The 14,365-nt window shown below is 61.7% G+C and carries 11 protein-coding genes; 4 read left to right on the top strand and 7 right to left on the bottom strand.

Translation table 11 applies throughout. The features are described 5' to 3' along the window. Nucleotides 1–43: 43 nt before the first annotated feature. On the top strand, nucleotides 44–1,042 hold the full coding sequence (gene ftrA, locus ABGM93_RS03130) for a transcriptional regulator FtrA (RefSeq protein WP_321503412.1): 999 nt from the start codon (nucleotides 44–46) through the stop codon (nucleotides 1,040–1,042). Nucleotides 1,043–1,247: 205 nt separating this feature from the next. Here ftrA and ABGM93_RS03125 read toward each other — a convergent pair whose 3' ends face one another. From ABGM93_RS03125 to ABGM93_RS03095, 7 genes are all read right to left on the bottom strand, one after another. Then, nucleotides 1,248–2,921, bottom strand: a complete 1,674-nt coding sequence (locus tag ABGM93_RS03125; RefSeq protein ID WP_321503409.1) for a carbamoyltransferase C-terminal domain-containing protein — start codon at nucleotides 2,919–2,921, stop codon at nucleotides 1,248–1,250. Further along, nucleotides 2,921–3,175 carry an acyl carrier protein gene (locus ABGM93_RS03120; RefSeq protein ID WP_319773430.1) on the bottom strand — a complete coding sequence of 85 codons (255 nt, stop codon included), beginning with the start codon at nucleotides 3,173–3,175 and terminating at the stop codon, nucleotides 2,921–2,923. The genes ABGM93_RS03125 and ABGM93_RS03120 overlap by 1 nt, the downstream gene beginning before the upstream one ends. Next, the gene (locus ABGM93_RS03115) at nucleotides 3,172–5,364 is read right to left on the bottom strand and encodes a cytochrome P450 (protein WP_321503405.1); all 2,193 of its coding nucleotides are present in this window, start codon (nucleotides 5,362–5,364) and stop codon (nucleotides 3,172–3,174) included. The genes ABGM93_RS03120 and ABGM93_RS03115 overlap by 4 nt, the downstream gene beginning before the upstream one ends. After that, entirely contained in the window at nucleotides 5,361–7,052 is a 1,692-nt protein-coding gene (locus ABGM93_RS03110; protein WP_321503402.1) for an AMP-binding protein, read from the bottom strand. The genes ABGM93_RS03115 and ABGM93_RS03110 overlap by 4 nt, the downstream gene beginning before the upstream one ends. Further along, nucleotides 7,049–8,611 carry a radical SAM protein gene (locus ABGM93_RS03105; RefSeq protein WP_321503399.1) on the bottom strand — a complete coding sequence of 521 codons (1,563 nt, stop codon included), beginning with the start codon at nucleotides 8,609–8,611 and terminating at the stop codon, nucleotides 7,049–7,051. The genes ABGM93_RS03110 and ABGM93_RS03105 overlap by 4 nt, the downstream gene beginning before the upstream one ends. Nucleotides 8,612–9,025: 414 nt before the next feature. Further along, a complete protein-coding gene (locus tag ABGM93_RS03100) occupies nucleotides 9,026–10,024 on the bottom strand; it encodes a hypothetical protein (protein ID WP_321503395.1) in 999 nt (332 codons plus the stop codon). 774 nt (nucleotides 10,025–10,798) lie between these two features. Beyond that, the gene (locus ABGM93_RS03095) at nucleotides 10,799–10,951 is read right to left on the bottom strand and encodes a hypothetical protein (protein ID WP_321503392.1); all 153 of its coding nucleotides are present in this window, start codon (nucleotides 10,949–10,951) and stop codon (nucleotides 10,799–10,801) included. A 205-nt stretch (nucleotides 10,952–11,156) separates the two neighbouring features. Between ABGM93_RS03095 and ABGM93_RS03090 the strand changes: the two genes are divergently transcribed. The 3 genes from ABGM93_RS03090 to ABGM93_RS03080 all read left to right on the top strand — a co-directional run bounded on the left by ABGM93_RS03090 (nucleotide 11,157) and on the right by ABGM93_RS03080 (nucleotide 14,344). Further along, a complete protein-coding gene (locus tag ABGM93_RS03090) occupies nucleotides 11,157–12,359 on the top strand; it encodes a helix-turn-helix domain-containing protein (RefSeq protein ID WP_321503388.1) in 1,203 nt (400 codons plus the stop codon). Between the two features lie 115 nt (nucleotides 12,360–12,474). After that, a complete protein-coding gene (locus ABGM93_RS03085; RefSeq protein ID WP_321503384.1) occupies nucleotides 12,475–13,056 on the top strand; it encodes an AMP-binding protein in 582 nt (193 codons plus the stop codon). A gap of 160 nt (nucleotides 13,057–13,216) precedes the next feature. After that, nucleotides 13,217–14,344: an efflux RND transporter periplasmic adaptor subunit gene (locus ABGM93_RS03080; protein ID WP_321503381.1), complete on the top strand. Its 1,128-nt coding sequence runs from the start codon at nucleotides 13,217–13,219 to the stop codon at nucleotides 14,342–14,344. Nucleotides 14,345–14,365: the final 21 nt, after the last annotated feature.

The raw sequence follows: 14,365 nt of genomic DNA, 5'->3' as shown, positions 1-14,365 counted from the left end.
GGCCGATTGGCAATTGGCGCGGATGACACTATACGTAAAGATCATGACACACTTGACCGCAACGCCCCCAGCGCGCCCTGCGCCTCTCACGGGTCCGCTCGTAGCCGCCCTCGTCTATGACGGTCTGTGCACCTTCGAGTTTGGCATAGCGGCGGAAATATTCGGCCTGGCGCGGCCGGAATTCGGCAGCGACTGGTACCGCTTTCAAAGCGCCGCCATCGACGACGGCCCCTTGCGCGCCCATGGCGGGCTCATTTTCTCACCCGCAAACGGCGCGGATCTCATCGACGAGGCCGACATCATCGTGGTCCCGGGCTGGAAGGGCGCTGATTGCGCCGTGCCGCGCCCGCTTGCCGAAAGACTTCGCCGCGCCCACGACCGCGGCGCCCGGCTCGTTTCGATCTGCTCCGGCGCCTTCGTGCTGGCCGCGACAGGACTGCTCGATGGACGCGCGGCCACGACCCACTGGCGCTATGCGGAGAAACTGCGCGAGAAACATCCCGCCATTGCTGTCGATGAAGCGTCGCTGTATCGCCTCGAAGACCGCGTCTGCACCTCCGCGGGCAGCGCCGCCGGGATCGACCTGATGCTGGAGATCATCCGCCAGGACTATGGCGTCGAAAAAGCGAATTCGGTCGCAAGACGCCTGGTGGTCGCAGCCCATCGCAACGGCGATCAGGCCCAGTTTCTTGAGCGCCCCGTCGCCAAGCGCCCCGGTCCCGGGATCGCGCCCCTGCTGGACACGGTGAAAAGCCAGTTGGCCGAGGACTGGACGATCGGCAGGATGGCCGAGGCTTGTCACATGAGCCCACGCACCTTCCAACGGCGCTTCACGCAAGCCACAGGCCTTACCCCGGGCGACTGGCTGGTTCAGGAACGGGTCGAGGCCGCCAAGTCCCTCCTCAGCCAAGGGCAGGAAGACATGGAAACAGTCGCCGCCCGTGCAGGCTTCGGCAGCGCCCACGCCTTGCGCCATCATTTCCGCAAGAAGGTCGGCATCCGCCCAACGGACTACCGCGCCCAGTTCCATGGCCGGGTGTGATGCGCATTTCCGGAAACCCCGCCAAGGGCTCGTCCTCTGTGGACCGCCCCGAGAGAGCCGGAGGTGCTGCATGTCTCACAAGCACTGCTCGGCAGCACTGCCCGGCGTCGGGCTTTTGCCGTGAAACGGCTCGACGGGCGCGGATGATACGAGATCTACAGGCGCGCGACGCCTCCCCCGTATCGCCTCTGCGACCGCAGAAACCTCATGCCTCCACAAGCACGTCTTCGATGAGAACCGCATCAAGGCCCGATGTGACCAGCATCCCCAGCGCATCCTCGACGGAATTCACGATTGGTTTTCCCATGATGTTGAAGCTGGTATTCAGCAGAATGGGTGTATTCGTGATCTGGCCGAACTGGTGAACAAGGTCGGCCATCCAGGGCGCGGTGTCGGGGGCCACCGTCTGAAGGCGGCCTGTGCCATCTTCATGAACGACAGCGGGCACGCGCGAAATCGCCTCGCTGCGCCAGGGCAGCGTGAAGGACATATAGGGCGACGGCTGCGCCCGGTGGAACCACTGGTCCACCTCATCGGCCGGAACGACTGGTGCGAAGGGGCGATAGGGCTCACGTCCTTTGACCGACAAGTTTATCCGGTCTTTCATGCCCGCAGGCCGAGGATCGGCCAGGATGGAGCGATTGCCCAATGCGCGGGGCCCGAACTCGGCGCGGCCTCGCATGACCCCGATGATCTGGCCGGCTGCCAGGCGCTCCGCCACGGCGTGTGCTGCCTTGCCGGACACATCGGTGACTTTCAGCCCCCCGGCCCCGGAAACAACCTTTTCGACGGTGCGCGCGGCGGCGGTGCTTCCCAGGAACGCAGAGCCATCGCTTTCGGGTATCCGGACAGCGCCGGTGTGATGCATCCACGCCAGGATCGCGGCACCGACGGCATTGCCATCATCGGCAGGTGCGGAAGGGACGAAGACGCGATCATAGCCAAGCCGCCCGGCGATCTTTCCATTGTAGGACGAGTTCAGGGCGCAGCCGCCGCTCAGCACAAGGGTCGGAACCTCACCTTTGATGTCGGCGATGATCTTATCCAGATAAAGGCTGTAGGCCGCCTGCCCCGTCGCCGCCAGATCGGCCGCCTTCATCAACGGCTCGCAGCTGGCCCGCGCATGGAGGGCCGCCGTTGCGCGCGCGGCCTCGATCACACTGTCTTCGGCAAAGCGCAGTCGACCGTTATGGACCTCAAGAACCGACTGCAGAGCCTCGGCCAGGTCAGGCAAGACCTGACCATAGGCGGCAAGGCCCATGACCTTCCACTCCTCACCAAGACGCCAATCGAACCCGCAAAGGCGGGTCAGCCATGCGTAAAAGGTCCCAAGGCTGCCCGGCCCCCAGGACCGCCAGCGCCGCTTCAGGCTGCGATCGCGCAGGTCAAACAGCGAGACCGCCCCAACCTCGCCCTCGCCGTCAACGATCAGGCAATCGGCATCCTGAGCGGAGCTTTGATAGCAAGCGGCCACAGCATGGCAAAGATGGTGATCGAAGCGCAGCACGTCCGGCATCTCGCTCGTCAGACCAAGGCGCAGCAACGACGCGCCCGCATTGCCCTGCGCATGGGCCTGGAGAGCGCGAAGCCATAGGCCATCGGTCGCCGGGAGCATCGCATTCGTGACCTGCACCGGCAATTCGGCTTTGACCATGGGCCAGGTGCTGGCGACACAAAGCTGATCCTTGGCCCAGTCGAACCCGACTGAATTCAGCGCAAGCTCCAGGTGGTTCACGTGGTCCGGGGCAATGCCCCATGCGCGCTTGTCCTGGACAAACCGCTCGGTGGCTTCCGCGAAAACCAGATGCCCGTCGCTATCCACCAAAGCCAATGCCGGATCATGCCCGGAGGTGGAGAGGCCGAGATAATAGGTCGCCATCAGTTGGCATGCCGCCGGACGACTTCGTCCACGAAGCTGCCGACTGTCTCAAACTGGAAGATGGCGCTGGGGTCGAGTTCAATTTGGAAATGGTCCTCAACCTCGCCGCACATCATGACAGCGTCGATCGATTGCAGTCCCAGATCAATGAATTGCGACGATGAATCGATCTTTTCGACGGGAAGCTTCAGTCGCCTGGCAAGCTCGGTGCGAACAAAATTCAGAACAGAATCTGCAAGAGACGTATCGCTCATCTAGGGTTTCCTGAGGTTTGTGCGTCATTCAGCAAGCAAGGCAGTTCGGCCATCGCCACTGTCTGTGACATGTCAAAATACTTGTGAGCCTGAGGTCGCAGACTGAGATCGGGATAGCGGGTGAAAAGCGCCGGGACCGCACTGCGCAGCAGCATGCGTGTCAGCCCCGACCCCACGCAGTGATGAAGGCCGTGACCAAACGCCAGATGGCCCGCTTTCACCTCTCTGTTGATGGACGACAGACACAGCCGCGTTGTCTCTCCGACCGAAAGAGGAATGCCCTCGATCTCGGTCGGGGAGCGAACCATCCGATAGATGTATTTGGGCGATGCACATAAGGAGATGAGCTGCTCGTAATGGCGCGCGATCCAGGCGGGATCGCTGTAGTGCGCGCGCACATCCGCTGGCTGGATCAAGAGCCAGTGCAGGACGTTTCCCAACGTGTGAGAGAGATTGAAGCTCGCGCCATAGAGAACGAGAACCAGTGCCTTGATGTCGTCGACACTGAAATCCTCGTCTTCCGCGTCCATGAACGCGGTAAAGACACTCGTACTCTTCTGGTTCTGCCCGCGATCCGGCACCCGCATCAGCCCCAGAAGTTCATCAAAGATACCCTGGAGGCGCGTCAGCTCCCGGATCGGAAGCCAGGGCTCCAGCACGTCCTGCAAGATCGGCGCGAGCGTGTCGAAACTTGCCGCGTCCGCGACATCGGCTCCCAGGATCGGCTGAGCGGTGCTGCGGAACAGGGGAGACGCGAAATCGCGGATCAGATCCGGCTGATGGGCGGCTTCCAGTCCGTTCAGGGCCGCGGCGACCTGCTGATCGACCATGGGTTGCCAGGCCGGCAGCCTGTTGCCGCCAAGACAGCCAGCGACAATCTCGCGTGCCCTGGTGTGCCGACGGCCCGACATGAAGAACATCGCGTTGCGCGCGATCAGGATCGCGGTTGACAGGTCGCGTCCGCTGTTCTCCGCAAGGGCGCGCAAATGCTGCTCCATCGCCGGAGGCATGAACGTGTCGTTGTCCATGACGATCTGGCGGGCCGAGGACAGGTCTTTCACATCCACCAACCGCGCGTTCACGCGCTCGGTCCGCCCATGCAATTCGCACGGCAGGGAAACGGGCATCTGCACCATGGCCGAGGCGCGGAACCTGGCCTTGTCCTTGTGCAACACCATTTTCGGGAAGCGTCGCGCAATCGCGGGCAAAACCAGCGAAAGCAACAGGCGCGACATGACTTCGCCGGGGCATTTATGCGCGCCGGCGCCGAACGAAAGCGTGGCCTGCCGGGCCTGACCTTCCGGCACCGCCATCAGCTTTGCATTCGCAGCCGGCATATCCAGCACACGGATATCGCCTTCAGCGTATTTGCAGCCGCCAAGCTCGACGTCTTTTTCAGCAACCCGCATCAGCATCAACGTGGGGCTCCACAGCCCCAGTAGGCGCTCCATGTTGCTTTCGATCCAGGCAGGCTCGGCAGCATTCTTCCACGCATCGGCCTGGTCCATGAGAAGGCCGTAAAGAATGTAGCCGACGGTCTGGACCGGCGTGTTCACGCTGGCCGTAATCGCGATCGCAAAGAACCCCAGATCCATGCCGTTCGGCATCGCCCCGCTTTTGCGGTGCAGATAGGCGAAAAGGTCCTCCGGTCCCTCTGATTGCGCGCGCTTTTTCTCCGACAGGACACTATCGAGATACTGGATGGAGCTGTTGAGGTTGCGCAGCTCGCGAAACGAGAGCATCGGCTCCGTGAAACGCTGGACGACATCGATCGCCCGAAACAGCTTCGCAATATCGTCGTCGCTGAAGCCCACCATCCGGCTGATGATCTTGGCAAAGAGCGGAGAGGCGAAGTCGGTCATCAGATCGGGGGCCTCGGATGCCTCCAGGCCATCCAGCACCTCCGCAATTGCGGCTTCGAAGGTCGGTTTCCAGTTTGAAATCGCGCGTTCGGCGAAAAACTCGGCGATCAGGCGCCGTGCAGCAAGGTGATCGGAGCGCCCCTGCGTGATCAGCGCGTTTTGCATGAACAGGCGCAAGGCGCCGAAGTCCTCGCCGCTGACGCGTTCGATTTCCTCGATATATTCCTGCATGGGCACGATACCCATATGCGGACAGCACAGGATCTTCCTCACCTGCTCAGGATCGCTATCGAATTGGGATCGATCGGCCCAGATTTTGTGTTTCATATGGTGACCTCATTCTGGGCGACGGCGTTGCGCTGGCGGGGGAATGCCCCGCTGCGATAGGCCTCTGCGATGGCTTGCCTGCGAATCTTGCCACTGGTGGTACGCGCCAGCTGGCCCCGAGGCAAGATACGCAAATCCTGCAACTGGATACCCCACTCCCCGGCCACAAGTCTCTCAATCGCCTGCCGAATTTCTGCGTGGTCTTCCGGCAGGTCCCGCCCCGTTCTCAGCTCGATCAACAAGACAGCGCCGGACCCTTCCACCGGATCCAGCATGAACGCTGCGGCACCCAGCGGATTGAGGCGGTCACTGACGGTGGCCGCAAGCCATTCGAGTTCCGCAGCCGATACCTTGAGCCCGTTCGCGATCAGCGTGTCTTTCAGCCGACCGTTCACGTACAGAAGGCCATTCTTGATCACCCCGAGATCGCCGGTGCGAAGCCATTCGCCTCCTGCGCTCGGCTCGCCTGCCAATGTCGCGTGAAAGGACCGGGCAGTCTCTTCGGGCAAGCCAATATAGGTGGCGGCCTTTGAGGGACCGGAAAGCCAGATTTCGCCCTGCTCCCCATCCGAGATCGCCTGCCCGGTATCGGGATCCACGATCTTCAAGAGAGGCGCGGTCGCGGCGGTGAGCCTGCAAGGATAGACGGCATCACATCCCGTCGGCGCTTCGGGAAGGTCAACGCTGCCGGGCGCGCCAGCCGCAAACAGCGTGATTTCGGCCATGCCGTAGCAGCCGAAGACAGCCTCCCCGGCCAGCCCGTAGTCTGCGAACCGCGCCCGAAACTCCGGCAGCAATCCCGCCGGGATCGGTTCTGCGCCGCAAAATGCGCGGATCCAACTGGAAAGATCCAGATCCACGCACTCTTCAGGCCTCACCCGGCGCAGGCACTCTGCAAAGGCGAATGCGGGCCCGCCGCTGAACGTGGCCTTGTGATCGGAAATCGCCCTCAGCCAGTCAGCCGGACGCCGCACCATATCCAGCGGGCTCATCTGGACCGACCGCCCGCCCGAAAGAAGTGGATAGAGGATGCCGCCCATCAGTCCCATGTCATGGTAATGCGGCAGCCAGTTGACCATGCACGAGGTGGGGTTCATGTCCCAAACCTCCTCCACGAGCCGACAGTTCGCAATGATCTGACTGTCGTGAATGGCGACCCCTTTGGGCAGCCGCGTGGAGCCGGAGGTGTACTGGATGATGGTCGGCGAACAATCGGGGATGTGTGGGGCAGGCCAATCGCCGAGGCTCAATGGCCCCGTGGCAGCGTCCTCGTCGATGGCAACCACCGGACACGGCGCCCCTTCCCCCATGCTTTGCCGGATCGAGGCGACCTGAGAGGCAACGCACAGGACAGCCCTCGCCCCACAGTCGTGCGCAATGTGGGCCAGGCGTCCGGACCGTGTGCCTGAGCGCGGAATGGCCACGGGCACGAGGGTGTGACCGCCCAATATGCCTGCCAGCAGGGCTGAAAAGAAAACCTCCCCCGCAGGCAGGGCCAGAACGAACCTGCATCTGTCGGAACCGAAGATATCCCGCCACCGCGCCTGCATCGCCTCGGCGCGCGCCAGCAGATCACGACCGCACAGCACAATGGGGTCCGCTTTTCGGCGCAGGATCGTGACCTGGGGCGTATCGAAGCGCTGCTGCAACCGGGTTCGGATCAAGGCCTCAAGCGACAGGCTTGTCATTGGGCAACTCCGACCATGGGCTGCCTGGCCTCACTGGGCTGCCGCATGTAGCTGTTGAGATACATTCCCAATGCCTGCATCAGATCGGCGCGCAGCAGCGGATTTTCCTCTGACAGTTCACGCACGCATTCGATGACCCGACGCGTGGCGCGATTGCGCGCCATCTGGCTGAACAGCTCCAGAAAAGGATGCGCCTTCACCGACGGGCCGCCCGTCTGGGCCGGCACCAGATGAGGCAGCCGTGGCCCAAGCGTCCGGGCGTAATGTTCAAATCTTGGAATGACATTCTCAGGCGCAAGCAACTCCGCCCTGAGCCACATGGCCCCCTCGGTGAGCTGTTCTCGGGTCATCTGCGCAGGCTCGATATTAGTGTGGGCGATCGCACTGGTGGAGGGTGCAAGGGAGGGCTCCACCACGATCCGCCCTGCGGCTTCCATCTGCTCATAGAGCGGCGTTGCGACCGGCGCGACCAAGACGGCGACGCGAAAATTGATGACCGGCAGAGACATGACAAAATCGCGTTGCCGCTCGAAACAGGACAGGTCGTCGCTATCGAAGCCGACCATCAAGCCCGCCTGGACAGACACGCCCGCACTCACGATTTTCTCGCATTGCTCGACCAGATCGATACGCAGGTTCTGGCGCTTGCGGCTTTCCTTCAAGGCCTCGATGTTGCTGGTCTCGATACCCATGAAGGCGGTGCGCAGCCCTGCCCTGCTGCAGGCGGCGAGCAAGTCCGGATGACGGGCCACATCGATCGACATCTGGGTGAGAAAGCCGACCGGTTCGCGGCCGTCCTTGCCGTTCCAGTCGGCCAAAGCCTCCAGCAACACCTCGGTCCGCTTGCGATAGACCGTGAAGTTGTCATCGGAGAGGTTGATCTGCCGGTATCCCAGGTCATAAAGCGCCTGAACCTCGTGCAGGACCCGTTCAGGCGGCTTGTGGCGCTGAACACGCCCCAGATACTGGATCACATCGCAGAAATTGCAGTCAAACGGACAGCCGCGACTGGTCTGCACCACCCCGGCCAGAGCGCGATCATTGCGATAGAGATCCCATCTGGGCGGCAAAGCCTTCGCCAGATCCGCCTTTTGACCCTGATATCGAGGTTTCAGTGCGCCGGACAGCAGGTCCGCCATGAACGTGTCTGCGATGGGTTCGAATTCTCCAATCACCAGACAATCGGCGATGTCTTCGAACATGTCCGGCGCGAGGGAAACATGCGGCCCACCGACAACGATCGTGCGCCCCAATTCGCGGAACCGGTGCGCGATGTGGGCCGCGCCCGGAGCCTGAGCCACATTCGCGCTGATGGCGATAATGGCTGCGGGATCGTCATAGTCGACCGGTTCGATGATTTCATCGCAAAGACGAAGCTCCACCTCCTCCGGGAAATAGGCCGCGATCGTTGCAATGCCCGCCGCGGCGTTCATCGCAAAAGGCGTGGAAACGCCGACCGCACAATCGTCGCTCAGATTGTGCTGACCGAAGTCCGGCGACGGCGCGATCAGATAGACACGCAAATTCCCGGAGCCTGCAGATCGAAGGTCAGTCGTCATGATGCACTTTATGCTGTTTAGCCCGACATTACTCGAATAGTGCCTTGCTGATTAACTTCGAACCACCCAAAATTCGCGACCGGGGAAACGTTTCTTTTGCCCAATAGCGGCTTCTGTTACGCAACTGCACGGCTGCGGGTGCTGCGAGCGAGAGAACATTGTTTCGCCTGTCGAGGGGTGTTCTTAACACTAAAGGCGCCCCTGTCGAGACTGTCTGGCAGGGTTTTTCACGGCTTGCGCTCTCGCATAAGCCGGGTATGCGCACAGACGGTGAATGGCGGCTGAAAACCGCCTCCCTCGAACACAGCGCCGCGCCTTGTATCTGCCCGAAATTGCGAAGCAGCTGACCGGCGCGAACAGGAGCGATCCGGCTCAGACCAGCAGGTATCGATGATCGCCCCGGACATTGCCTGATCATTCCACGCGCAGCCGATAACGTTTCTGATCATGGACCTGCCACTGCACGGGCCCGCCTTTGGCCCGGCACAGGAAAACGCGCAGGTCCCAGTCGCCGGAAAGTTCCGGAACCTTCAGCAAGACCCTGTCGGGCGAACCGGCAGCATCGATCTCTGTCAAGCGAGGTGGCTCGTCCACCTCGACGAGCCCATGAACATCGCTCACCCAGAAATAAAGCAGGACCAAGGGGGCATCCTCCGGGTCCGCCCGCATTTGGGTCGTCGACCGCAACCCCAGTTCCAACCGCTCTCCGGCCGTGACTTTCTGCGGCAAGTCGATCGGCTCCAGGCTTCGCCCCCTTGCCTCATATGCAGGGGCATCCTTCCGATGCCCCATGTCCAGAAGACGGTCGATCGCATCGCAGGTGGTCTGACCGTTCTCGGGGCCAAAAAACTCACCGTGCGAACCTGGGATGATCTCGAGATTCCACCTTTGACACAGCATATCCCACCGCGCCTCGGGCTGCTCGCCGCGCAGGAAAGGATTGAACATCTCGCTGCGATCGCCATAGACGAACCCGACGTGACCGGGAAACGGGCTGGGGAGCCGTGCCTCCATGATCACGAGGGTCTTTACGTCAATCCCAGCCTGCAAGAGGCGCGCCGCCAGTGGGGTCGCAATTCCGGCGCCCTGACAATTTCCACCGATCGCACATCCTTGCAGATCCAATCCGCTGGACAACAGCAAGTCGGCATAAAGATCGGCTGTTTTCTCGTCCTGTGAATAGCGATTGGGGCCGTTCGGCGTGACGAGATGCAGGGACCGCAACCCGATCAACGGCTGATCGGCCCCCAATCCACCCGCCATGAGCGGAAACTCGTGAGCGGCGTTGAAACACCAGAGCAACGCCGGGCGACTTCCGGAAGAATTGAGCATATGAACCAGCCCATTCCCCGATACATCCTCGCCCTCCCAGCTCGAACTCAAATGAGCCAGCAATTTGAATCTGTTCAACATTCAGCGACTACCGTCAGATACGAACTGGCATTGGCCCAAGCGCCTGACAACGCTTGAAGAACTTGCGTTTTTCACGGCAATAAAAGGCGATCACCCGCCCCCTTGATGCACCTTGCCGCCGAGCTCGAACCCGGCTTATTCATCAAATCGGACAGCAAACAAGCGCAGGATTAAACCCGATTCAAACCAAGAATTGAAAACACGTTCTTCAATGACGTTATTACAGTCGCGGGAGGGGCACGGCAAGTTGCGATGCCGCAGGGCCGCTCGTTTCCTGCGGCCCGTCGGCTGGTCTGATCGACTGACCGGCAAACCGGGCGCCTTTTTACATTGACGGAATGTGAAAGGTGGCGCGCTTGCCCTCCCACACGACCGAAGGGCCGCTAAAGGCGCAGGTGGCCGATCCGATGAGCTCGATTAAGGAGAGCTGCGCAAAGACCCCGGCAAGCGTTGGCGTATAGTCAACGCGCCTCCAGACAAAGCCAACATCGCATAGCTTGCATATTCAGCTAAGCGTGCCAGCATTCCGGGCAAACACACGACTGCGGGCCACGCGAGGTATTGCGCCGGGCTCACCCGCCAACGGCAGCGGCAAGACCAGGATACGCGCACTCAAGACCAAGACACGGCTGTGACCTTCACCGCTATCGGGCGTATTTTCTTCAGCGCCACTTGGCACGGATGTTTGTCCACGACTGCGAAATGGACCTTTGCGCGTGATACAGCATATGACCGTGGAGCCCTTTCAGCAGACGTGACAGCGATCATCGAACGCTACGAGAAGCTGGCTGTCGCGTCGACGGCTGGCTTGCGCAAATGCCAGAAAGCTTGGGTGAGCTTGACCTTCTGCTCTTCATGGTCACGAAGCCGCGGCTCATGCGCCGCGATAGTGTCCAATTCCAGGGCCTGCCGCTTCTTGGGCCCCATCCTGGCCCCTCATGTCGGCGCAAGCGTCAGCTGGCGCTGAAGAAAATACGCAAGGCAGAGCTATATCCGCACGGATGCCTCTCTGGTTCTTCCGTCGGATAAGAGCCCTCATTGATGGACAATATTACCGATACAATGATATTCTTAATACCAATAATTGGTATAGCCATTCCTTCGTACCGCAATATATTGAGAAGCAGAGACCATGCTTCACATTCCGCTGCCGTTCATCGCCGCGCTTCTGCTTTCGATCCTGCTTTTCCGGATCATTCGAACCGAGGGATCAGGGACCCTTCGCAAACCGACGACCATCTTCATCGCCCTTTGCACGCTCCTGGCGATCGTGGGTGGGGTGCGCTGGACCTATAAAATCGAGATTCTGCACGTTCTCCAGCCTGTTCTGGCGAGCATCATGCCAGCATTGGCCTGGATTTGTTTCTCCGACCTCATGTATGGCCCCCGCGTCGGAATACGGGTCTGGGGGCACTTCATCCCCACCATTATCATCGCCCTGGGCACGATGACGCCATGGCCGTCGGTAACCGATATGGTCGACCCGTTCCTGACGCTGCTGTTTCTCGGGTATGGTGCCGCCTTGCTCCGCTTCGGCAGCAAAGGACCTGACGCCCTGCGTGCAGTCCGGCTCGCCGACAGCGCAAACGCCCTCTGGGCCATCCACACCGCGGCGATTGTTCTGATCCTCTCCGGGCTGATCGATCTGTCGATTGCGGTGGACATCAGATATTTCAACGCCAGTTTCGCCCCGATCATCGTGACGATTGCCACGTTGGCGATCCTGCCGCTTCTGGCCTACGCGATCGCGGTCGCGGGAAGCAGCGTTCCATCCGAAGTCGGCAGCACCGAGTTTTCAAGCTCCGAAGACGCCGACCTGCTCCCCGCCTCTGACGAAACGGCGTCCTGCGACAGCAAAGCCACCGGTTTGGCGGAGGCAGATCCAGAAAACGACCTGCGTATCATTGCCTCCATCGACGCCCTGATGACCGAAAAGCGGCTTTATCGGAATCCGGACCTGACCCTGACCCGACTGGCCTCGCGCGCGGGGATCCCGATGCGGCAGATATCCGGCGCCATCAACCGGATCCGCCAGTGCAACGTTTCCCAGTTCGTCAACGCCTACCGTGTCCAGGAAGCGAAGCGGCTGCTGGCGCATACCGAAGAGAGCGTCACCGACATCATGCTGGACAGCGGCTTTCAGACGAAGTCCAACTTCAACCGTGAATTCCGCAGGATGACGGGCATGAACCCGAGTGAATTCCGGCAATTGGCAGCCGCCTCCGGGAGCCCCTCCAGGAACGCGGACACGTCAGCCCCCGCAAGCCCCCACGCCACGCCGGAGAGACTGGACAACACGCAGCGGCGCTCCAAGAGCGCCAGCTCCATCCGTTAACCGGTAAGCCTCTCAGCCTTTACGTGCCCATTGCGGCAAGGCATCGTTTGGTCCAGCCGGTTTGCTGGCAACGCCGCCGCCCGAGCATGACACGCCTTGCCGGATCATGCCGCACTTGCCGCTTCGCTCGGAAACGCACCGCGCGCGCGCCCTACCCCGCATCGCGATGCTCAAGCGCGACTGCCATGCGCTGATCGATACCGGCGATGGCGTCTTTCGCGACAGCGGACAGGGCGAGGTCATTCTGCTCGGCCCCCAGATCGCCAGCGGCTACCTGCCCGCCACACATCCCAACAATACGAATTTCGGCGTCCTCGATGGTCACAGCTACTACCGCACTGGCGACCTCGGCAGGTTGTGCAAGAACCAGGGACTGACGATCCGCGGACGCCTCGACAGCCAGATCAAGCTGAACGGCTTTCGCATCGAACTCGGCGAGATCGAGCAATGCGCGCTTCAGGTGAACGGCGTGGGATTGGCCATGGTGGTGCCGCAGGGAGATCCGGTGCGGGCACTGAGCCTGGTGCTCAGCGGCGACGCCGTGAACGATCGAACCATTGAGGAAGTTCGCGCTTCACTCGCCGCGAAGCTGCCACCCTACATGCGCCCGACGCGCATTTCCGTGCAATCGGACCTGCCCCTGTCGCTCGCCGGCAAGGTCGACCGCAAACAGGTCGAGGCTTTCCTCGAAGGGTGAACCCCGGCCCCCGGCCCGAAGGACGATGCCGTCTTCCTGGTTTTTTTTCCCCAATGCCAGACCAAAACGTGATCCGGGACGAACGAAATCGCGAAAGAGGTCTCCCGGCGCCGACAAGCCGGCTGAAACTGCGTTTGACACAAATGCGAGAGTGCTCTTCATGAATGCCGACATCGGTACGAAACTGCGCTCCCTCTCAATCGAGCGCATCGACCCGCCACAGGGGATGCCGCTGAAGGGGCAACGCCGGACCTGGCGCGGGCGAACCGCCGCATTGCTCCTCGCAGCGGCGGCCCTAGCGAGCGGGCTGGCCGGGGCCTATTGGGAGCGTGACCGGCTTGCCGCCGAATTGTCCCGGCTTGGCGATGTCCTGCATCTGAACGCGCCTGCGAAGGAACCGGCCAGGACCGCGCTGCGATCCGATCAGACGCAAGCGCAGGACGGGGCGCAGGACGGGGCGCAGGGCCAGACGCAGCCACCTGCGGTCGCCATCCTGCCTCCCGTCGTCGGGTCTGGGTACGTGATCGCCGAGCGCATGGTGACCCTCAAACCCGAAATCGGCGGACGGATCCTCTCTGTTCCCGTCGAAACCGGCCAGACGGTCAAGGCGGGTGACCGCATTGCTTTGATGGACAACCGCACGGCGATCATCCAGAGCAAGATCGCCAGATCCAATCTCGCCAATACCGAGGTGAACGTGGAGCGAATCCGGCTGTCGTTGGCGAAGGCGGAAAAGGACGCCGCGCGCGCGGAGCGGCTGAAAGAGCGCGGCGTCGTGTCTGAGAATGCCTGGGAAGACAACGCCCTCACCGTGCACCAACTGCGACAGGATCTGAACGCGGCGCGCCAGGCCATTGAAACCGCCCGCCTTCAGGTCGAAGCCCAGGAACGGAACCTGCAACTGCACGAGATCATCGCCCCATTCGATGGCATCGTCGCGGAGCGGCTGGTCCGCACGGGGGACATTCTCGCCGCTGGCACCGAAGGCGCACCGGGTGGTGGCATCGCCATTCTGCTGGACCCGACCTCACTCGCGATCGACGTTGACGTCGCCCAGAGCAACACCGTGCGGATAACGTCCGGCCAATCTGGCACGGCGGTGTTCGACGCGTTTCCCGATGCGCCGCTGGAGGTGCGTGTGCGCGCCGTTCTTCCTGTCGCATCCGCCCAGAAGGGGACGATCACGGTCCGCCTCGACTTCCTCGCCCCGCTCCCGGCGGTCCTGCCGAACATGTCCGTCAAAGTGACCTTCGACGGCAGAAAGTCGACCGGTTCCGGTCATACGTAAGGAATGCGGAATGGATAGTTT

It is taken from the genome of Breoghania sp., from assembly GCF_963674635.1.
In the GTDB taxonomy this organism is placed as follows: Bacteria; Pseudomonadota; Alphaproteobacteria; order Rhizobiales; family Stappiaceae; genus Breoghania.
The sequence above is the reverse complement of the archived record's forward strand: the minus strand, read 5'-3'. Positions and strand labels throughout refer to the sequence as shown.